This window comes from Aquimarina algiphila, assembly GCF_007489275.1.
Classification (GTDB): Bacteria; Bacteroidota; Bacteroidia; order Flavobacteriales; family Flavobacteriaceae; genus Aquimarina; species Aquimarina algiphila.
The window spans coordinates 20,887-42,357 of sequence record NZ_VLNR01000039.1; the positions used below are offsets into that span (position 1 = coordinate 20,887).

Genomic DNA, 21,471 nt, shown 5'->3' on the forward strand with positions numbered 1-21,471 from the left:
AGTAGTTTATCGTTATTGCTTTCTTAATTCTACTCTTCTGTTTTGTGCTTTTCCATCCTCCGTAGTATTATCTGAGACAGGTTTAGTTTCACCAAACCCCTCGCTACTTAACCTGGATTCTTCAATTCCTTCATCTGTTAATGCCATTAAAACTGCTCGAGCTCGATTTTTTGATAGTTTTAGATTTGAACTATCATCACCCACATCATCAGTATGTCCTTCGATACTAATTTTTAGATCAGGTGAGTTTTTGAGCATTTTAACAATTTCGTCTATGATAGAGTAGGAGTCTGTTTTTATTCTTGATTTTCCAGTATCAAAATTAATATGAAGAGCTACAAATCCGTTTTTTTCAATCTCTTCTTTAATTTCACTAGCAGTAATTTTTTCAATGGTTTGTTCAAAATCTTTAACTTCAACAATACCTATTTCGCCTGTAGCAGTGTTTGAATATACCTGGAAACCTATTTTTTGAGATTGCGTTCTCAAAACATACATTCTGACTTTATCGTTTACCACATCGCCAATGTAAAAATCATGCATATGAGCATATCTTTCGTTTGGGGTATCCCCAAAATTGACCATGAGTTCTTCAGGAATTTTTTGATCAGAAATTAACTTCGCTCCAATTGATGCAAGATATTCTGAAACACTTTTATCAAATAAATACTGATTCCAGTCTTGATCAGAATTATCCTTGAGACTCATCTTAATACTCATTTTTTCAACACGTCCTTCAAAAGCAAAGAAAGAAGTGCCATCAAACATCTCTAATTTGTGGAAATCATAAGATTTTGTAGCACTACTACTTTCACTCACCTCCATTCCCTTTGGAGGAGTTATATATGGATAGTCACCAATATCTTGATTAGTAATAGAGATGTCATTCCAGTTAAATTCTTTGATAGGTTGTTTTTCTGTTTCTGTATTTTTAATTACTTCTACAGTTTCAGTTGTTTCACTATTAGGAATAGAAGTTTCTTCTTCTGTCTGTATTCGTTCTTTTTCTTCTGTTTCTCCAGTGTTATTTTTACAATTCGTTAATAGTAATGATAAGCAGATTACCCAAATTACTTTTGTCATTTCGTTATATTTTTATGATTTAGATTACTGGACTTTTGTTAATTGGTGATATCCAGTCAATTTTCCTTTTTTATTGTAAGATTCAGATTTTATGACCACAACATTATCATGATACCATTCTACACCACTACCTTTTACTTTTATGATTCCGAATTTACTTTCAAAATCAAACGTTACTTTTTGACAATCAAAAGTTCCTGCAGGAGTAGTAATACTCTCCTCTCCAACGATTTTTCTATTTTTGATATCAAAAGTCATAGTAATAAGTGTAAATCCTTCACTATTTAGTTTTATTGTGATGTGGCCATCATCCATTTGATCTCCTACTTTACTGTTTACAGGAAATTCTAGAACATCTCCATCTATTTTCAGTTTAAGTCCTTTTTGTTGTTGTTCTGATAACTTATCATAGTTAAAGAAACGCATCATGTCTACACTAAACAGTCCTCCTTCACATCTGGTTTTAAAGCTGGTAGTAAAAGTTTCTTTGTTTTTTTGATCTTTTCTGGTAGCTTGAATTATGGCCGTGTAGAGATTATTTTCTTGCGTAACTGATGTCGTTTCATGTACCGTTGAGTTAAGCTCTTTCCCTTTTTTGTTATAATCAGTATAAGTAAGGATAGCACCTTTTTTCATAAATAATACTTCATCACAGTTCTGAGCATATGAACGTATGCAAAAAAGAGTAACAAGTATGGTTATAAGTATTCCAATTTTAATTTTCATTTATATTACATTTTAGAAGTGATGAATGTACCTTGGTTCTCCTGTGCTAACGTTCTCATAAAGTTATGATCAGCATCTTCGCCAAAAGCAATAGTATGTATGATAACTCCCTTGGTATTTACTTTTCGTATTTCCTCTAGTACTGCTTGAGGACCTCCATTAGGAAGACCATCACTCATTAATACAATTTCCTCAACTCCTTCTGTAGATAAGGCTTCTAAAAGACCATTTAATGTATTTGTACCTCCTCCAGCTTTTAGATTTTCAACAAAAATATTTGAAGAGGTTCTAGATGTATTAGTAGCGATTCTAAGTTCTATAGATTGTTTGGTTACATTATTGTTATAAGCAAAAACAACAAATTTTTTACCATCAGGTAATCCTTTTATTGCAGGTATTAGTTTTCGTTTTACAGCACCTAATTTGGTTGCTTGTTTGGTTACCTGCCTACCAAGAATGTTACCTATCTTCCCCCCAATAGTTTTACTTACTACATTTCCAGCTTTATTGCCAGCTTCACGCATTACTTGATCTTTTACAGATCCTTCATCAATACCTTCCATACTTCCGGATATATCAATGAGATATAGTGTATTTCGATTTGATGTTTCAATGCCGAAAAACTGATCAGATTTTTTCATGACATAACATGACTGAAACATGGCAAGTAGTAATAAAAGTGATAAAATTGATTTTATCTTTTTCATTTTTTATTCCAATTAAATATTTGTGTGATGTGCTATTCTTTTTTTTATTGCCCTAGTTGATTTAATTTAAGTTCTTTAATGGCGTTCTTTAATTGAACCATAGAGACTCTTTCTCCGTCTAGAGTAACAATGAATCTATTGGAGATTAGAAGTTCTATTTTAGAATCCTCACTACCATCGTAGCTATCTTTTTCTACTTCTTCTATAGCTTTATATCCGTTTATAGTTATGGATTTTCTATATCCAGAATCACTCTGTTCTTCGAAATCCCTAGAAAAACCTAATCGGGCAAGTGTTACCATTGCACTACCTGTTTCTCCCGCGCCATCAATTATAGAATAAGAAATAAGATCTCCATTTTCGTTTTCATATTCGGCTTCTGCCATATTCATATCTGGCATAAACTGATTTCCGATAGAGAATTTTTTTCTTGGATACCCCAATAAACTTTCTGGTAATAAAGCTTTTAGTTTTTCTTTGGAGATAGGTGTGGCATTTTTTAGTTGTTCGCTTTCTTCTTCAATTTTTTCTGCTTCATTGGCCATTTGATTAAGATCCGAAACACTTTCAATTACGTCAAATAGCCCGGGTTCTTTTTCTCCGCTTTTATCTTTTCCGCAGGAAAATAATAACGCAATACATACTATTGTGATTGCAGTTTTTTTCATTGTTTTTTCTGTTTTAAAATAGTTTTATGAACTAATTTAAATCTATTAAAAACAAGATTTTTTATAAATGTGAATTTGAAGAGGAGTATTTAGAAATCAAGGGAGTTTAAAGAGAATCTTAAAACAATTGGTTAATATATTCTATTAGATTCTTTTTTCTGCTTTGTGCTACTGGTATGCAATGTTCTTGTTTAAGGATTACTTCTTCATTGCGTTTATCAAACTTAGATATATAGCTAAGATTAATTAGAAAGCTCTGATGTACACGAAAAAAATTATAACTACCTAGCTTTTCATCAAAAGATTTAAGAGGTTTTGAAACCAAAATTTCTTTGTTATTTACAAGAAGGAATGTAGTGTAGTTATTATCTGATTTTGCATATAAAATGTCTTTAATATCAACAATGTGAATAGCATCGGCATTTTTTAGTACAAGTTTTTTTGACTGATCTTTATGAGAAAGATTATGAAGAAGTGTGTTTAATTGTGATTGATAGTTTGTTTTGTGGATATCCTGAATTACTTTATCCAAAGCCAAAGCTAATTCTTTCTCTTCATAAGGTTTTAAAAGATAATCTAATGCGCTGAACCTAAAAGCATCGATGGCATATTTGGCAAATGAAGTAGTGAAAATAATTTTGAATTCGATAGTGTTAAAAAGAGCAAGAAATTCGAATGCATTTCCATCGGTTAAAAAAACATCCAGAATGATAAAGTCAGGTTTTAACTCTTTTATTTGGTTTGAAGCTTTTATTATAGAGTCACAACTCCCAATAATGTTAATGGTACCATATTTTTCTACAATAGCAGATGCATAGGTAAGTGCTTGTGGATCATCTTCAACAATAAAGCAAGATATATTACTCATAGGATAAAGGTAGTATACTTTTTGATTATGCCGCAGTAAAACTTAGAATAACCTTTGTTCCCTCGTTAGAAGAATCAATAGAAATATGTCCGTCAAAATGTTTTGAAGTTTTATTGAGGTTTTTTAACTGTTCTCTAATAATCCCCATGCTCATGGATTTGTGTAATCGTTTGGCATTTTCTTTTTTAGTTTCAAAACCTTTACCATTATCTACAATAGATACATATAAAGTATTATTGTTTTTATAGTATTTTACTACGATGTTTCCTGTGTCGCTATCTTTTAGCCCATGTAATATTGCGTTTTCTACAAAAGGTTGGGTAATGAGAGTAGGTAACATGTCAAAATCTTCTTCTACAGTACTATCAACATCAATAGTATAATCAAATTTACTATTATAATTAAGCTGTTGTAGATTAAGATAAGATTCTAAAGCGGTTTTATCATCTTCAACGCTAGTAAAGTTATCATCTGATTTTTCTAAAATTAGTCGAATTAATTTTGAATAGCTAGCTAAATACGAACCAGATTTTTCTTTATCATTTTGATAGATAAAATTTTGAATACTTTGCAAAGCATTAAATAAGAAATGTGGATTCAACTGTGTTTTTCTTAATTTTTGTTGCAATAACACAGTATCCAGTTGTTGTCTGGTTTTGTAACTTTTAAACCCAAAATACCCTAAAATTAATACCAGTACACCAAAAATAATCAATACGATAAGTATATAATTTTGTTGTTTTATAGTAAGTGCTTGTAATTCATTTTTTGTATCTAAAATATCAATTTGTTGTTGTTTCTTTTCAGATTCAAATCTTTCTGTTAGTTCAGCTACTTTTTCCTTTTGCTCGGCATTAGTAATAGAATCTTTGATTTGATCTTTAAGATCGGCGTATAGAATTGCAGTTTTGTAATCTTTTAAACCAGAATAGGATTCTTTTAGATTATTGTAGATATATGACTTTAATACACCTTGAGTACCGGGCACTGCGCTATCCAGATATTGTATTGCTTTTCTATATTCTCCTTTTTTGAGATAAGAATGTCCTACATTATTATAGGAAACATTTAAAGTACTCGTCTGATTAAGTTCTTTTTTTAATATAATTGCTTTTTTTCCGTAATCAAGAGCTTTGTTATAATCAGCTCCTTCTTCTGTATAATAAGGAGCAAGGTTATTATATATTACAGATAAGATATTTTTTGCTTTATACTTTTTTGCTAAAGCTTCGGCTTCAAAGATATTATCTGTAAATTTTTTAAAGAGTTTTTGTTCCTTATAAATGTTACAAAGATTCACGAGGATCTGTAATCTCAAAATTTCATTAAATTCACTTAATGGTAGAGCTCTCTCCAAATACGTTTGCGCATTTTTGAAGTTTTTAAGTGCAGCATTAATAGAGCCTATATTCGTATACGTATTTACAAGTTGTTTAGAATTATTAGTTTGTTCTAAGATCTTTGCTGCTTTTAGGTAAATATCTAACGCTCTTTTAAAGTCTTGTTTGTAATATTGAATAGTCCCTAGATTATGTAATGTTTGCCCCTCAATATGTTTTGGTAATTCATTCTTAAGATTGTTTTGAAGTAATGAATCTGCTTCAGAAAACCCTTTTTTAAAAATAAGAACACTACTTTTTTGTAATCGAGATTTGGCTAATAACGTATCATTAGCAATTAGTTTGGATAATTCTAGAGCTTTTTCAACATAAAAAAGAGAGCTATCTAAATCTTTTTGTAATAAAGCTTTAGATTTTAATAAGTGTTGTTCTATTTTTTGAGTTTTTTCTACTTCAGATTGTGCATGTATCCCGTGTAAACTGAGTACTAGTGCATAAATAATAACAATAAAAGATACTTTCATTTTTATACCTGGATAATCCCTAAATTAAACTTCTTTTCGATAGGGGCATGGTCTGCAGCTTCGATACCCATAGAAATCCATTTTCTAGTATCCAAGGGATCAATTACACCATCTGTCCATATTCTTGCTGCGGCATAATATGGAGAGGTTTGAGCATCATATCTGCCTTTAATCTTATTAAAAAGAGCTTTTTCATCCTCTTCAGATAATTCTTCACCTTTCTTTTTTAAAGAAGCCGTTTCAATTTGTAATAATACTTTTGCAGCTTGGGCACCTCCCATTACAGCGAGTTCTGCACTTGGCCATGCGGCAATTAACCTGGGATCGTATGCTTTACCACACATGGCATAATTCCCTGCTCCGTAGGAATTACCAACTACAATAGTAAATTTTGGAACAACACTATTACTTACAGCATTTACCATTTTTGCACCATCCTTGATAATACCTCCATGTTCACTTTTACTCCCAACCATAAATCCAGTCACATCTTGCAGAAATACTAATGGTATTTTCTTTTGATTACAATTAGCAATAAATCGAGTGGCTTTATCTGCAGAATCTGAATAAATAACCCCTCCAAATTGCATTTCTCCCTTTTTGGTTTTTACAATTTTACGTTGATTGGCAACAATACCAACAGCCCAACCGTCAATACGTGCATATCCAGTTATAATAGTTTGTCCATATCCAGCTTTGTATTCTTCAAATTCAGAATCATCAACCAATCGACTAATGATTTGCATCATGTCGTATTGCTCATTTCTGGCTTTTGGTAATATGCCATAAATTTCTTCTGGGTTATCTTTAGGTTTAGCAGGTTTAACACGATTAAACCCAGCTTTTTCAAAGTCTCCGATTTTTGAGATTATATTTTTAATTGTATCCAAAGCATCTTTGTCATCTTTGGCTTTATAATCTGTGACTCCAGAGATTTCACAATGTGTAGTCGCTCCGCCTAGAGTTTCATTGTCAATAGTTTCACCTATTGCAGCTTTTACCAAATAGCTTCCTGCTAAAAAAATACTTCCCGTTTTATCAACTATCAATGCTTCATCGCTCATGATAGGAAGGTAGGCACCACCAGCAACGCAACTTCCCATAACCGCAGATATCTGGACAATACCCATACTACTCATTACGGCATTGTTACGAAAGATTCTACCAAAATGTTCTTTATCAGGGAATATTTCATCCTGCATAGGAAGATATACTCCGGCACTATCAACAAGATAAATAATGGGTAGTTTGTTTTCTATAGATAATTCCTGAGCTCTTAAATTCTTCTTTCCAGTAATAGGAAACCATGCACCGGCCTTAACCGTTGCGTCATTTGCTACGACAATACATTGTTTACCACTAATATATCCAATTTTGACAACAACACCGCCACTGGGGCATCCACCGTGTTCTTGATACATTTCTTCACCAGCAAAAGCAGCAATTTCAATACATTCAGAATCTTTGTCTAATAAATAATCAATTCTTTCTCTGGCGGTCATTTTACCTTGAGAATGAAGTTTTTCAATTCGTTTTTCACCCCCTCCTAATTTTACTTTGGCTAGTCGCTGCCTTAGGTCTGATGCTAAAAGTTTATTATGATCTTCGTTCTTATTGAAGTTTATATCCATTTGTGTGTATTGTTTGCACGAAAATACAAAAAAGGTACAGTTTATAAAGAATACATATTGAATTTAAGAATAGTTATAGTAATGTTTCTAAAGTGTTATTTTTTCATTAATTAAAGTGTTGATTATTAATTGTTTGATAACATTTTTTTGGTAAGTGATTAACAGTGTTATGATGCATTTACGATTATTTTGAAATTAAAATAACACAAATCAATAACCTAAAAATTCAACTATGAGACTTTTGAATGTCAATTTTTTCCCTTTTCTTTTTGTAATTACTTTACTAATTGCAGGTTGTGATACCAATGATGAATCTGTTTATGAACCCATTGAATCTGTCCCCTTAGCCATTAACGGTGAGTTTGATGTGACAACTAATTTTTATGATAATGAAGGTCCACATGAGCATAATTTTTCTGCAAAACGGTCATCAGGCTTTACAGAAGGATATGAGTCTGGTTCAAAACCAAGATATGCGAGTGGAAGTGTTAACTTATCTTCTGGAAACTGGTCATTTAACGATGCTTTGATAGGTACACTATCAAGAGATAGAAAGTTTGGAAGAAAATCTATTAGAATGAGAAATACAGGATATGCTGTGATGTCCTTTAATATGGATAATGGGGCAAGAACTGTTCGTGTTCGCCATGCCAAATACGGTAATGATGGAAATTCTTCCTGGAGATTAATAGCTTCTTATGATAATGGATCCTCGTGGTCTTTTGTAGGAGAAACTGTAAATACAACCTCTACAACATTAAACACCGTTTCTTTTGAAGTGAATGAAACCCGTAGTGTACGATATGGTATTTCCAAAGCTTCAGGAGGACGTAACAGAATTAATATCGATAATCTAGAAATTGTTACTGGTACTACCGGAGGAGGTGGTGATGGCGGCGGAGGCAACCAAGGTGGCGGAAGAAATAGTAATATTGCTTTTGGAAACCCTTCTAATGCAAATTCTAATGCAAATAATTATTTCTTGTCTAAACCAGAATTTGCTTTATCCTACAATAATAATAATGGTACACCAAATTGGGTGAGTTGGCATCTAAATGCTGATTGGTTAGGAAGCAGAGGACGTTGTAACTGCTTTCAGCAAGATACATCTTTGCCAAGTACCTTTAATAGAATAACAGAAAATGAATATAGAGGTTCTGGATTTCATAGAGGACATATCTGCCCATCTGCAGACAGAACCGTTACGGCTCAGGAAAATGAGAATACTTTTTTTATGACCAATATGGCACCACAAGCACCTAGAAATAACACAAGACCATGGGTAGGACTTGAGAGATATTTAAGAACATTGGTAGATGCAGGTAACGAAGTTCATATCGTATCAGGTGTCACAGGTACTGGTGGTACCGGAAGTAATGGTTTTAGATCAACTTTAAGTAATGGAAGGGTTAATGTACCCGATTCTTTTTGGAAAGTTGCATTGGTATTACCAAATGGCTCTAACGATATCAATAGAGTGACTACCTCAACTAGAATGATTGCTATCAATGTTCCTAATGATCAAAATGTTAGTAGTGACTGGAGACAATATATAACAACAGTTGATGATATTGAAAACCTTACAGGGTATGACTTTTTTGAAAATATACCTAATTCTATTGAATCAGTAGTAGAATCAAGATTAGATAACAGGTCTTTTAATTAAAAACATACCTTATATATTTTAAAACGGATGTTCTTATAATAGGGCATCCGTTTTTGTGTATTCTAAAATTGAAATTTAAGATAGAGATGGATCAAATCGAAAAAGTAACGTTAAAAAAAGCGAAAATAATTTGGTAGGTTTTTAATATTTATACATTTACTCCAGTTCTATTGCCATTTTAGTTTTATTGGAAATAGATGAATCAATTAAAGTAAGAATAAGAATAACAATAATGATTAGAAAATTATTTTTTTCCTTTGTCGGGATAGTGTCTTTTGTGTCCACCTCTAATGCTCAATTTGAAATATGTAATACCTCTGAAACTATACCAGAATTAAAATTATCTCTGTGTTCAGTAGTAAAAACTCCGTTATTTCATGAACCTGGAAAAGAAGAAACCATTGATTTATTTATAAGGAAGTTCCCCGCAAAAGAAAAAAGAGAAGGTTCAATTTGGTTAATTGCTGGTGGGCCAGGTGAATCAGGAGCAAGTTTTTATCCTTTAATTACAAAATTTAAAGAAATATTTCCTCATTTAGATATAATTGTTCCTGATCATAGAGGTACAGGTGCCTCTAGTAAGATATGCCCAGAACAAGAGAGTTTGGAATCTGCAAATGGTATTGCATTGGCAAATGATGAATGGGGTCCATGCTTTGGACAAATGTTTGGTAATATACCGTATACCCAGGCATTTTCGATTACCAATGCAGCAAAGGATTTAGGAGTACTAATAAATAATTTGAGTGGAGAAGGGAAAAGGTACATATACGGTGTTTCTTATGGTACACAATTAGTCCTGAGATTAATGCAGCAAAATATGGTAAAAGTAGATGGAGTTTTATTAGATTCTCTAGTGCCTTTACAAGATGATGGTGATTTTGATTTGAGTAAACGATCTCAGGTTACAGATAAAGTAGGGCGTATGGTTTTACAGAATTTTGACACAACTAATCCTAAAGGAGTTAATTTAGCTTCAAGGTTAGAAAAATTGATCGAACGTTCACAGAGCGATAAGAAATTTGCAGAACAGATACCAGGTCAAAATTTATCTTCAATCTTGGGGATGATGCTTGATATTCCTGATGCTAGAAATAAGTTACCTTCGATAATAGAGGGTTTAGAAAAAAATGATTTTAAAGTATTAAATGATGTTGTGCAAGATATTATTAACTTTTATAAAGATTATGGCTCTAAATATGATACATCTCCAAGTTCAATTCCGTTGGTGCAAATAATAACAGCCTCAGAAAATAATCTAAGACCAGGAATGAAAAAAGTTGATGTTGTAGAAGAAGCTAAAGGGTTATTGTTTACAAGTCCTTTACCTAATCTTATTGCAGAAAATACGATGCCAACCTATCAACGTGATCAGTATTTTACCATTATACCTCAAAAAATGCCTCCAACGTTAATATTTCAAGGCACTTTAGATCCTAAAACAGATTATGATGGTGCAGTTCGACATGTTAAGAAATTATCTAAAGTAGGAGAAGTGACATTGGTGAGTGTAACAGATGCTCCTCATTTTGTAGCTCTTTTTGCACAAAATAGTTTTGCCAAAATAGCTGCAGAGTTTATTGAAGGAAAATCAATTACTCAAACTATAGTAAATGATGAATACGTAGCTTTAAAAAAATAAATAATCTTAACAAAGAAATTTAATTTGGTTTTTCTTTTGATTGTATTTAATTTTTCGATCTTATTGTAATTATCAAAACGACTTAAATGTTGCTATTGAGTGTTTTACATGCTTTACGTTATAATAAGTGGATAAAAAATCACTTTTTTTGACTATAAAATACCGATATTTGCATCTGCTTATATTTGAAAAATTACAAGTGTTAGTACTAAACTAAATAATAATTTATGGGAATGAATAAAAATACAGTATTGGCTTGGGCAACTTTTATAATGATATTAGTTGGCCTTGCACTTATTGCATTAGGAGCATTTAGATATAGAGATGTGTCAGGATATGGTTTTGCAGCTGTAGGAGTTGGCTTTTTTGCAATTGCCTGGGTTTTTAATGCTTTAAAAGGAAGAGTGTAACTCTTTTTACATACAATCAATCATCAAATAAAAATATAATTTAAGGGCATATGTCAGACGATAAAAAAGTAATCTTCTCAATGTCCGGAGTTAGTAAAACGTATAAAAGTGCGAATACTCCGGTATTAAAAAATATATATTTAAGTTTTTTCTACGGAGCCAAAATTGGTATTCTGGGGCTTAATGGTTCTGGTAAGTCTACTTTATTAAAAATTATAGCTGGGGTAGATAAAAACTTTCAGGGAGATGTTGTATTTGCATCAGGATATACGGTAGGTTTTTTAGAACAAGAGCCACAGTTAGATCCAGAAAAAACAGTATTAGAAGTTGTAAAGGAAGGAGTTGCAGAAACGGTTGCTGTTTTGGATGAATATAATAAGATTAATGATATGTTTGGCCTTCCAGAAGTATATGAAAATCCTGATAAAATGCAGGAGCTTATGGATAAGCAGGCAAATCTTCAAGATCAGATTGATGCAAGTAATGCTTGGGAGCTAGATACCAAACTAGAGATAGCAATGGATGCACTTCGTACTCCCGATTCTGATAAGAAAATCAGTGTTTTATCAGGTGGAGAAAGACGAAGAGTTGCATTATGTCGTCTTTTACTAAAAGAACCAGATGTTCTTTTATTGGATGAACCAACAAACCACCTTGATGCAGAATCTGTTCATTGGTTAGAGCATCACCTTCAAAATTATAAAGGTACAGTTATCGCAGTTACGCATGATAGGTACTTTTTGGATAATGTTGCAGGATGGATATTAGAATTAGATAGAGGAGAAGGGATCCCTTGGAAAGGAAATTATTCTTCTTGGTTAGATCAAAAGGCAAAGAAATTAGCTCAAGAACAAAAACAAGCATCCAAACGTCAAAAAACATTAGAACGAGAATTAGAATGGGTGCGAATGGCACCAAAAGGACGTCAGGCAAAACAAAAAGCTCGTCTTAGTAATTATGATAAATTATTAAGTCAGGATCAAAAACAAGTTGACGAAAAATTAGAAATTTATATCCCTAATGGTCCTAGATTAGGAACCAATGTTATTGAAGCCAGTGGAGTAAGTAAAGCTTTTGGGGATAAGTTGTTGTACGAAGATTTAAACTTTAACCTTCCTCAGGCAGGTATTGTAGGTATTATAGGTCCCAATGGGGCAGGTAAGACGACAATATTTAAGATGATTATGGGAGAAGAACAACCGGATAAAGGGAGTTTTAATGTAGGAGAAACAGCATCTATCGCCTATGTAGATCAAAGTCATAGTAATATAGATACAGAGAAAACCATTTGGCAAAATTTTAGTGATGAGCAAGAATTGGTTATGATGGGAGGAAGACAAGTAAACTCCAGAGCGTATTTAAGCCGTTTTAATTTTAGCGGTAGCGAACAGAATAAGAAAGTATCTACACTTTCTGGAGGGGAACGTAACCGATTACATTTGGCAATGACCTTAAAGGAAGAAGGTAATGTATTGCTTTTGGATGAGCCAACCAATGATCTTGATGTTAATACCTTAAGAGCATTAGAAGAAGGTCTTGAAAACTTTGCAGGGTGTGCTGTTGTTATTTCTCATGATAGATGGTTTTTAGATAGAATATGTACCCACATATTAGCTTTTGAAGGAGATTCACAAGTGTATTTCTTTGAAGGAAGTTTCTCTGATTATGAAGAGAATAAAAAGAAACGTTTGGGTGGAGATTTAATGCCAAAACGTATTAAGTACAAGAAACTAGTAAGATAGTATTAGATGTCATTTCAAAATATAAAAGTCATTGCATTTGATGCTGATGATACCCTATGGGTTAATGAAACTTTTTTCAGGAAAGCAGAAGAAGAGTTTTGTGAATTATTAGAACAATTTTTACCTAAAGAAGAGGCAAATAAATTACTTTTTGATGTGGAGATGAAAAACCTTCCATTATATGGATATGGTATCAAACCATTTACGCTTTCGTTAATTGAGGCTGCTATTACTATTTCTAATGGAGAAATGAATATTGGTTTAGTAGAAAAGCTTATTGAGAAAGGAAAGCAAATGCTTCAGGAGCCTATAGAACTAATCGATGGAATTGATAAAACTCTTAATGAGTTATCCAAGAAATACCGGTTGGTAATGGCTACAAAAGGAGATCTATTAGATCAAGAGCGTAAATTGATGAAATCAGGATTGGAAAAATATTTTCATCATATTGAAATTGTTTCCGATAAAACAGAAATGCATTATCGTAAATTGGTAAAACATCTTGATATTACAGAAAAGGAATTTCTAATGGTAGGTAACTCATTAAAATCAGATGTTTTACCCGTTTTAAATATTGGAGCACACGCCTTTCATATTCCTTTTCATACTACATGGGCTCATGAAATGGTGCATGAAGAAGTCAATCATCCTAATTTTAGAAGTTTTACTAAAGCAAGTGAGCTTTTACAAGTGTTATAATAATGAAAACAGTACTTGATTTTAATTCCTGGAGCCGAAAAGAACATTTTGAGTTCTTTGGAAGTTTTGATGAACCATTTTTTGGGATTACAACTACTGTTGATTTTACAAAAGGATATCAAAAAATAAAAGATTTTGGATATCCTTACTTTTTATATTATTTACATAAATCTCTTCAGGCGGCTAATGCAATCAAAGAGTTTAGGTATAGAGTAGAAGATGATAAAGTGTTTGTATATAATAAGATTCACGCATCTCCTACTATTGGAAGAGAAGATCATAGTTTTGGTTTTTCATTTATGGAATTTGATAGTAATTTCGAGATTTTTATGGCTAAGGCCCAAAAAGAAATTGAAGCTGTAAAAAATAGTACAGGTTTACGTCATAATGATAATGCAAAACGAATAGATACGATTCATTATTCATCTATTCCCTGGTATTCTTTTACAGGACTTACTCATGCCAGACATTTTCAATATAAAGATAGTGTACCCAAAATTTCATTTGGTAAATACTCAAAAGACAATGGAAAATTAAACTTACCCGTAGCGATTTATGTACATCATGGTTTGATGGATGGATATCATATTGGTCAATACCTGGAGGAGTTTCAAAAGTTATTGAATGAATAGTAATAAAAGCTTTTGAAATCTTTAATTCATTGATTAAGAATTGTTTATTTTGTTTTTTATATTTTTAATAAAATAATCAATCTATTGTAATGTGATTCAGTTACCTGTAAATATTTTGAATTTCACAATACTGGTCTCTGTTATTATTGGTATCACTTTTGGAATTCTATTAATTTTCACAAAAAGATTTAATTTAAAAGCAAATCGTTTTCTGGGCTTGGTTCCAATAATTATTTCGTTATGGAATTGCTGGGTACTGTTAATAGATTTTGATTTATATACTTTACATAATGTTTTAAATTTGATTCCTCTTCATTATGCTCTGGCCTTAGGCCCATGTATTTATTTTTACACCAAATACATGACCGAAAGGGAATTTAGTCTTAAAAAGAAACATTTTTTACATTTCACACCTGTTTTAGTAGAGTTCTGTATTTCTATTATTCAAGGGATTGAAAGTATACATAAAGAAATACCAAATTATGATACCATAACTTTCCTTATATCGAGTCCATTATTACAATTAATAGCTATTATTTCTGTACTCTTATATAGTTTTTATGCATTAAAATCGATAAAGAACTATCATCAATGGGTTAAGAATAATTATAGTAATGATCACAAGTATTATTTAGGTTGGTTGTATCGCTTACTCATTATCTTTGCTGTACTCTGGTTTCTTTGGGTTCCTTATACGTTTATAGATTATTTTGTTTTTGATTACTCCTTAGGGGTAATACACTATTATCCACTTTATATCTTAATGGCAGCAGTTACTATTTGGATAAGTGCTGAAGGGTTTTTAAGACCTGAAATTATTTTATTAGAGGATAGAGAAAAACCACTTGAGAAAAATAATATCCCATCTAAAGAAATCATTGAACAAGCTAAATGGTTAAAAATACAAATGGAAACTAATTTATTCTTTCTAAATGCAGAATTAACCCTTAGTGCTCTTGCCAAAGAATTAGATATTCATCCAAATGTGACTTCCAGGATTATTAATGAGGGTTTAGATAAAAGTTTTTCAGATTTTGTAAATGAATACCGGATTGATGCCGTAATTAATAGACTTAAAGATGTTGAGTATAACAGAATAACATTATTAGGTATTGCTTATGAATGTGGTTTTAATTCTAAAGCTACTTTTAATAGAGTTTTTAAAAAAACCACAGGAAAGACACCTTTTGAATTTAGGAAATTGAATAAAGATTGATTTTTTATGTATCATATTATAATTTGATACGATTGGCCTTTGTTTATTCCTTTTTTTTATGCTTCAAAATATTTATTAAGGTCATCATCAATCAAACAATAATTCACAAATGAAGCATTTTCATCTTATTTTCGTTTTTCTTATTTTTTGTCAGAGTAGTTTTTCCCAATTTGATAAAGGTATTCAGGGCTATTGGTTACAAGAGGGATATGGGGTGTATTTAGAAATATCTGAAACCACCTACAAAATGTATGATGTAACTCAAATTTCGTGTCAACCATCATCTTCTAGTGCCTTAAATGATTGGACCGGTTCCTTAGAAACTTTATTCGATCTGTATAAGATTGAAGAAACTGACGAGGTATCAATGATTCTTAAATATGGCATCACAAGATATAAGTTTAATAAACTTAAAGAACCTCTTGCATTATGTGAAAATCCTATTTTTTCTTCTAAAGATCCAAAGCTTAACTTCAATGTTTTATGGCATACTTTTAAAGAAAACTATGCATATTCTGCACTAAGAGGGGTTGATTGGGATAAGATATATAGGGATCATATACATCTTATTACAGAAAATACAACAGAGGTAGAGTTATATGGTTATATAGGAGAAATCTTAGATGCAATTCAAGATGAACATATTAGTTTACGAGTGCCCAAAGATATAAGCGAAGCATATTTAAAAATTAGAGAACTAAAAAAAGAAGAGAGTGAACCTTCTGATAATGAAAAAGAGGTTTCAGATTCGAATAAAGAATATGATTATACTTCCTTGAGAAGCAATGCACTAGAAAATATTCTAAAACTCTACAATACAAATAATTTTAAGCGATATCATAAGGACTTACTGATATGGGGAAAATTAAAAAAAGAGGTGGGATACATTCAAATTAATAGTATGAATGGTTATTCTCAAGATGTTTATGTTGCAGAAAGCTATAATTCTAATGAGTATTGGGATAAACATTGGGAAAAAGTTTTTGATGATATTAAAAAAGGAAAAACACTTGGGCAATATCTTAGAGGAGAAAGAAAAGGAGTGAAGGTTATGATGGATTCTATTATTACGCAGTTGTCTGATACTCCAAATCTAATAATAGACCTAAGATTTAATCCTGGGGGTACAGATCAGGTGGCTATGGATATACTGTCGTATTTTACAACAAACAAAACTAATATTTTTACAAAAAAGATATGGACTGGGGTAGAAAATTCATTCGAAAGTAAGGTGTATGTTGAGTCTTCAGATAAACTATACCAAGGAAAAGTTGTACTTCTAATGGGATCTCAAACTGGCAGTTCTGCAGAAGCAATGGTTTTAGGATCACTTGGTTTTAAAAATATAATTAGAATTGGTTCTAACACCATGGGGATTTTTTCTGATGTCTTACAGAAAAAATTGCCCAATGGATGGAGTTTTGGTTTATCCAATGAGATATATGAGTCTAGCAACAATAAAAACTATGAATATGTAGGGATTACTCCTGATTTTTTAATTCCATATTCTAGAGAATGGGTAACTTTTCATAAATCCATGGTTATGCTTAATGATAAGGACCCAGCAATAGAAAAAGCTTTTTCTATATTTAATAAATAAAATTTTAAAAATAAGATTATAACATTAATTTTCTAACTTCTCCTATCTGCATGCTATCGAGGTAGATTTCTCCAACTCGAACCCTTACAAGTCGTAGTGTAGGAAAACCTACCGCTGAAGTCATTTTACGAACCTGGCGAAATTTACCTTCTTTTAATGTAATTGATACCCAGCTTGTAGGGCCATGCCTATCATCTCTTATTTTTTTGCTCCTTTGTGGAAATTCAGGGGTAGTTTTTAATTTAAAAGCTTTGCATGGAGCTGTAGTGTATTTTTTTCCTTCAAAACCAATCTCGACTCCTTGTGTTAATAATTTTATAGCATCTACGGTAATATCTCCATCTACCTGTGCATAATATTCCTTTTCGACCCCACCACTACATATATAATTACTGGTTTTTCCATCAGTAGTAAGTAATAATAATCCTTCTGATTTTTCATCCAATCGTCCTATAGCCATTATTCCTTCTGGGAAATCGTATAGTGTTCCTAGTAATTTCTTTGAATTTTGTTTTTGCCCATTATTGATGAATTGACTTAGAAATCCATAAGGTTTATAAATCATAAAATGATGATGTTTTTCTTCTTTTTCCATATGGATTTGCTATTCGCAATGCTTTAGAATCACTTTTAATATAGTTTGGTAAAAGCGAAATTAAGGATTTAGTTTTTTATGGGTCTAAATTCTTATATCCCGCAATTTATGAAAGAGTCTTTTTTAAATTAAAATGTATACCCTATCTTTGTATATATTTTCAGCTCATATTCACGTTTTATATATACGCTGTAGCAAGTTATTGCGACAACTGGGTAAATTTTAGGTAAATCAATCTTAAGTATTGTTATTTTCCAATCATTCGTTTAGTATTTCAATGACAAATCATAGTGAATGATAGGGTTAAAATGTAAATTTAGTAAAACAGTATAAAAAAACGAATGGCAAAATCACAACAAACTTTTAGTAAAATAGAGAAAGAAAAAAAGAAATTAAAAAAGCGCGAAGAAAAGCAAAAAAAGAAGGCAGAACGTCTAGCCAATTCTAACAAAGGAAATGGTTTAGATAGTATGATTGCTTATGTGGATGAGTATGGCTATACTACTGATGCTCCGCCAGATCCTTCTAAAAAGAAAAAAATTAAAGCTGAGAATATAGAGATAGGAATTCCTAAAAGAGAAAAAGAAGAATTTGACCCAGTAAAAAAGGGAAGAGTAGCTTTTTTTAATGATTCTAAAGGATATGGTTTTATTAATGAGGATGAAACTCAGGAAAGATATTTTGTACATGTTAACGGTTTAACGCAAGAAGTAAAAGAAAATGACAGGGTTACTTTTGAATTAGAGAAAGGACCTAAGGGTATGAATGCGGTAAGAGTTAAAAAAGTATAATTTTTTTATTATTGATCGATTTTGAAACCTTCATAATATCTAAATCAAAAAGGTCTGCTCCAGAGCAGACCTTTTTGATTGTCTCTTTTTTTAAGGTGTTATTGTTTTAATGACTCAGGTTTTATAACCTCTTGCACTTGTTGCTGTACTTTCTTTTTATCACCAACTATTATTAATGTCATTTTATCAGGATTAATATACTTTTTTGTCATTTCCACAACTTTTTCTGGAGTAACACTTTGTATGTTTTTTACTCGATCTTTTAAGTAAGACTCATCTAAATCGTGTCTATCTAAAAATGATAATTGATTAATGATTCCTTGTGGGGTGGAGTTTCTAAGTACAAAAATCCCCGATTCATAGTTTTTAATTCCGTCAAGTTCTTCTACAGAAGGAGCTTCTTTTTGAAGTCGTATAATTTCTTTATTGATTTCTTGTATAGAAGCCCCAGTATGTGTAGTGGTTACGTCTGCCGATTCATACCAAATTCCGCTTTTGTAATTAGCTGATATTGTACTTCTGGGTGAATACGTGTATCCTTTATCTTCTCGTATGTTACTTGTTATTCTGGAACCAAAAGATCCTCCTAATAAGGAGTTTGTAACTTCTAATGATATAAAATCAGGGTCTGAAGGGCCAACAACCGGTAATCCGTAGTAAATAGTCGACTGGGGTGCGTCAGGTCTGTCAATTATCTGTACTGAAGGATCAGTTTTTGCCTGCGCTACAGGATAATTAGACTCAGGGCCTTTTCTCCAGTCTCCAAGGGCTTTTTCAACTGCTTCTTTTACTTTGTTTTTATCGAACCTACCTGCAATATAGACCGTAGTGCGTTGTGCTCCATAGTTTTCTGTATAGAAGTTTTTAACATCTTCAATAGAAAAAGAATCAATTATTGTATTTGTTGAATATGATTGTCCATAGGGGTGGTCAGGATATAGTCTTCCAAAAAACTCTTTATTAGCTTGCGCTTGTGGTCTTGATAGAGCAACAGTTAAATTACGTTTCATATCGTTTTTTAATCGTTCAATTTCTGTCTCAGGCCATTTTGGATTTTTAAGAATATCACCAATCAGGTGTATTGCATCAGGTGCAAATTCGAATAAAACAGAAGTATTTAAATTTGTGTTATGAGGTCGAACAGAGACATCTAAATTACCACCCATTTCTGCCATTTTATTAGCTATTTCCTTTGCATTCATAGAAGTAGATCCTTCTTTGAGGAGGTCAGCCATAAGATCTGATAACCATACTTGATCTTTCTTCTCGTGAATATTTCCTGACTTAATGCTTACAGCAATGGTAGCTTTTGGAATTGCACCATAAGGAATCATTACCAGTTTTAATCCGTTTTCTAAAGTTATTGTTTCTTTTTTTGGTAGCACAAAATTCTTCGGAGCACTACCAATAGGTGGTTTTTCCTTTTCCTTTTCTTGGCTAAAAGTTATAGTCACGGTTAGAAGTACTGCCGTTATTATTGAGAGAGTCTTTTTCATGATTTTGTGTTTTCAGCGTTAGTTAAAAGAGGATTTACTGTTAAAATGGTCCGATTGGTAGGTCTTAAATATTCTTTGATAGTTTTTGTTATCAGTTCTGGAGTTACCTTTTTGAATTCTTCTTCTATACTGTTTATTCTATTGGGATCGTCATCAAATAAGGCAAAGCTGCATAATAAATCCGCTCTTCCTAGTCCAAAAGTACCACCTAAGTCATCATATAGTTTCGAACGCATTTTTATAATAGCACTATCGATCATTTCTTGGGAAACCCCTTTACTTATTTCTGTCATTACTTCTTCTATTGATACTAATATATCATCTCGAGATGTTTCATTATCGTAAGTGAAATTATACATCCAAAGCATTGGACCTTTATAGTTAAACATGTTTCCAAGATAATTAATGCCTCCTGCAACACTAGAAGTGTATCCTTTTTCATTTTCTAACTTTTGGACTAATAATGCATTGTCACCTTGAACCAATATTTGATCTATTAATCCCATCGCATAATATTCAGGAGTATTACGGTCAGGCATATGATATGCTAATGCTATTGCAGGTTTGTTTGCTAAAGGATCGTCTTTTGTAAATTCTTTTTGTTCTTCTTGTCTTGGTTCTGAAATATCAGGTGTATCTGGTAATTCAGAAGCAGAAAGATTTCCAAAGTATTTTTGAATCCAATTTTTTACCTGTTCGGTGTCAAAATCTCCAACTACAGATATTGCGGCATTATTAGGAGCATAAAAAGTTTTAAAAAATTTATCTACATCTTCAAGATTAGCTGCATCTAAATCTTTTAAATCTCCATAAAAGTTATGGGCATTATACCAATTTGTATTTGCATATTGCGGCATATCTAACCAAGGAAAACCTCCATAGGGTTGGTTAAGTACATTTACTTTAACTTCATTTTTCACAACACCTTGTTGATTGGTTAGATTATCTTGTGTTATTGCTAAACCTTTCATTCGATCGGCTTCAGCCCATAACATAGTTTCTAACTTATGAGAAGGCACAATTTCAAAATAGTTAGTAAAATCAAATCGGGTAGAACCGTTTAAAATTCCACCATTTTTTTGAACCAATTGAATGAATTCCATTTTACCAAGGTTTTCTGATCCCTGAAACATCATATGTTCAAAAAGATGTGCAAATCCAGTTCTGTCCTTTGGTTCATTTCTAAACCCTATATTATAATACACAGCAACTATTGCAGTTGGAGAGGTTTTATCTTGTGAAAGTATTACCTTAAGACCGTTGTCTAATTTGTAATATTCAACAGGAACTTTAAACTCAGAAACCACTTCTGAAGTCTTTTCTGTTGTGTCGATGTTAGGTTCTTCTTTTTCCTTTTTACACCCTATGATATTTATAAATAGGCAAAAAAGAAAGACTGTTTTTAATGTAAACTTCATTTTTTGAATAGATTAAG

At 32.0% G+C, this 21,471-nt stretch carries 19 protein-coding genes; 9 read left to right on the forward strand and 10 right to left on the reverse strand.

The genetic code is table 11. From position 1 onward, the window contains the following. Window positions 1–12: 12 nt before the first annotated feature. From FOF46_RS17660 to FOF46_RS17690, 7 genes are all read right to left on the reverse strand, one after another. Window positions 13–1,083 (reverse strand): OmpA family protein, encoded by a 1,071-nt coding sequence (locus FOF46_RS17660; protein ID WP_143917374.1) that lies wholly within the window; start codon window positions 1,081–1,083, stop codon window positions 13–15. A gap of 24 nt (window positions 1,084–1,107) precedes the next feature. Next, on the reverse strand, window positions 1,108–1,809 hold the full coding sequence (locus FOF46_RS17665) for a TapB family protein (protein WP_143917375.1): 702 nt from the start codon (window positions 1,807–1,809) through the stop codon (window positions 1,108–1,110). Between the two features lie 5 nt (window positions 1,810–1,814). Further along, a complete protein-coding gene (locus FOF46_RS17670) occupies window positions 1,815–2,516 on the reverse strand; it encodes a VWA domain-containing protein (protein ID WP_143917376.1) in 702 nt (233 codons plus the stop codon). Between the two features lie 44 nt (window positions 2,517–2,560). Beyond that, the gene (locus FOF46_RS17675) at window positions 2,561–3,184 is read right to left on the reverse strand and encodes a hypothetical protein (protein ID WP_109434919.1); all 624 of its coding nucleotides are present in this window, start codon (window positions 3,182–3,184) and stop codon (window positions 2,561–2,563) included. 118 nt (window positions 3,185–3,302) lie between these two features. Further along, window positions 3,303–4,052 (reverse strand): LytR/AlgR family response regulator transcription factor, encoded by a 750-nt coding sequence (locus FOF46_RS17680; RefSeq protein WP_143917377.1) that lies wholly within the window; start codon window positions 4,050–4,052, stop codon window positions 3,303–3,305. 25 nt (window positions 4,053–4,077) lie between these two features. After that, window positions 4,078–5,916, reverse strand: a complete 1,839-nt coding sequence (locus FOF46_RS17685) for a tetratricopeptide repeat protein (RefSeq protein WP_143917378.1) — start codon at window positions 5,914–5,916, stop codon at window positions 4,078–4,080. Window positions 5,917–5,918: 2 nt separating this feature from the next. Beyond that, window positions 5,919–7,547 (reverse strand): acyl-CoA carboxylase subunit beta, encoded by a 1,629-nt coding sequence (locus FOF46_RS17690; RefSeq protein WP_143917379.1) that lies wholly within the window; start codon window positions 7,545–7,547, stop codon window positions 5,919–5,921. A 232-nt stretch (window positions 7,548–7,779) separates the two neighbouring features. Between FOF46_RS17690 and FOF46_RS17695 the strand changes: the two genes are divergently transcribed. From FOF46_RS17695 to FOF46_RS17730, 8 genes are all read left to right on the forward strand, one after another. After that, a complete protein-coding gene (locus FOF46_RS17695) occupies window positions 7,780–9,213 on the forward strand; it encodes a DNA/RNA non-specific endonuclease (protein ID WP_143917380.1) in 1,434 nt (477 codons plus the stop codon). 232 nt (window positions 9,214–9,445) lie between these two features. Continuing rightward, complete coding sequence (locus FOF46_RS17700) at window positions 9,446–10,855, forward strand: alpha/beta fold hydrolase (RefSeq protein WP_143917381.1); 1,410 nt, start codon at window positions 9,446–9,448, stop codon at window positions 10,853–10,855. A gap of 227 nt (window positions 10,856–11,082) precedes the next feature. Then, complete coding sequence (locus FOF46_RS17705; protein WP_101449145.1) at window positions 11,083–11,265, forward strand: CAL67264 family membrane protein; 183 nt, start codon at window positions 11,083–11,085, stop codon at window positions 11,263–11,265. Between the two features lie 50 nt (window positions 11,266–11,315). Then, a complete protein-coding gene (gene ettA / locus FOF46_RS17710; RefSeq protein WP_109434925.1) occupies window positions 11,316–13,007 on the forward strand; it encodes an energy-dependent translational throttle protein EttA in 1,692 nt (563 codons plus the stop codon). 6 nt (window positions 13,008–13,013) lie between these two features. Then, window positions 13,014–13,706 carry an HAD family hydrolase gene (locus FOF46_RS17715; RefSeq protein WP_109434926.1) on the forward strand — a complete coding sequence of 231 codons (693 nt, stop codon included), beginning with the start codon at window positions 13,014–13,016 and terminating at the stop codon, window positions 13,704–13,706. Window positions 13,707–13,708: 2 nt separating this feature from the next. Further along, window positions 13,709–14,338 carry a chloramphenicol acetyltransferase gene (locus FOF46_RS17720; RefSeq protein WP_143917382.1) on the forward strand — a complete coding sequence of 210 codons (630 nt, stop codon included), beginning with the start codon at window positions 13,709–13,711 and terminating at the stop codon, window positions 14,336–14,338. A 115-nt stretch (window positions 14,339–14,453) separates the two neighbouring features. Next, on the forward strand, window positions 14,454–15,554 hold the full coding sequence (locus FOF46_RS17725; RefSeq protein ID WP_244299646.1) for a helix-turn-helix domain-containing protein: 1,101 nt from the start codon (window positions 14,454–14,456) through the stop codon (window positions 15,552–15,554). Between the two features lie 109 nt (window positions 15,555–15,663). Next, window positions 15,664–17,154 carry a S41 family peptidase gene (locus FOF46_RS17730; protein WP_143917384.1) on the forward strand — a complete coding sequence of 497 codons (1,491 nt, stop codon included), beginning with the start codon at window positions 15,664–15,666 and terminating at the stop codon, window positions 17,152–17,154. 16 nt (window positions 17,155–17,170) lie between these two features. Here FOF46_RS17730 and FOF46_RS17735 read toward each other — a convergent pair whose 3' ends face one another. Beyond that, window positions 17,171–17,749: a pseudouridine synthase gene (locus FOF46_RS17735; RefSeq protein ID WP_109434930.1), complete on the reverse strand. Its 579-nt coding sequence runs from the start codon at window positions 17,747–17,749 to the stop codon at window positions 17,171–17,173. 341 nt (window positions 17,750–18,090) lie between these two features. Here FOF46_RS17735 and FOF46_RS17740 point away from each other — a divergent pair, with 341 nt between their 5' ends. Further along, window positions 18,091–18,540, forward strand: a complete 450-nt coding sequence (locus FOF46_RS17740) for a cold-shock protein (protein ID WP_109434931.1) — start codon at window positions 18,091–18,093, stop codon at window positions 18,538–18,540. A gap of 98 nt (window positions 18,541–18,638) precedes the next feature. On the opposite strand, the gene FOF46_RS17745 is transcribed toward FOF46_RS17740, so the two are convergent. Beyond that, window positions 18,639–20,036 carry a M16 family metallopeptidase gene (locus FOF46_RS17745; protein WP_109434932.1) on the reverse strand — a complete coding sequence of 466 codons (1,398 nt, stop codon included), beginning with the start codon at window positions 20,034–20,036 and terminating at the stop codon, window positions 18,639–18,641. Further along, complete coding sequence (locus FOF46_RS17750) at window positions 20,033–21,454, reverse strand: M16 family metallopeptidase (protein ID WP_143917385.1); 1,422 nt, start codon at window positions 21,452–21,454, stop codon at window positions 20,033–20,035. The genes FOF46_RS17745 and FOF46_RS17750 overlap by 4 nt, the downstream gene beginning before the upstream one ends. Window positions 21,455–21,471: the final 17 nt, after the last annotated feature.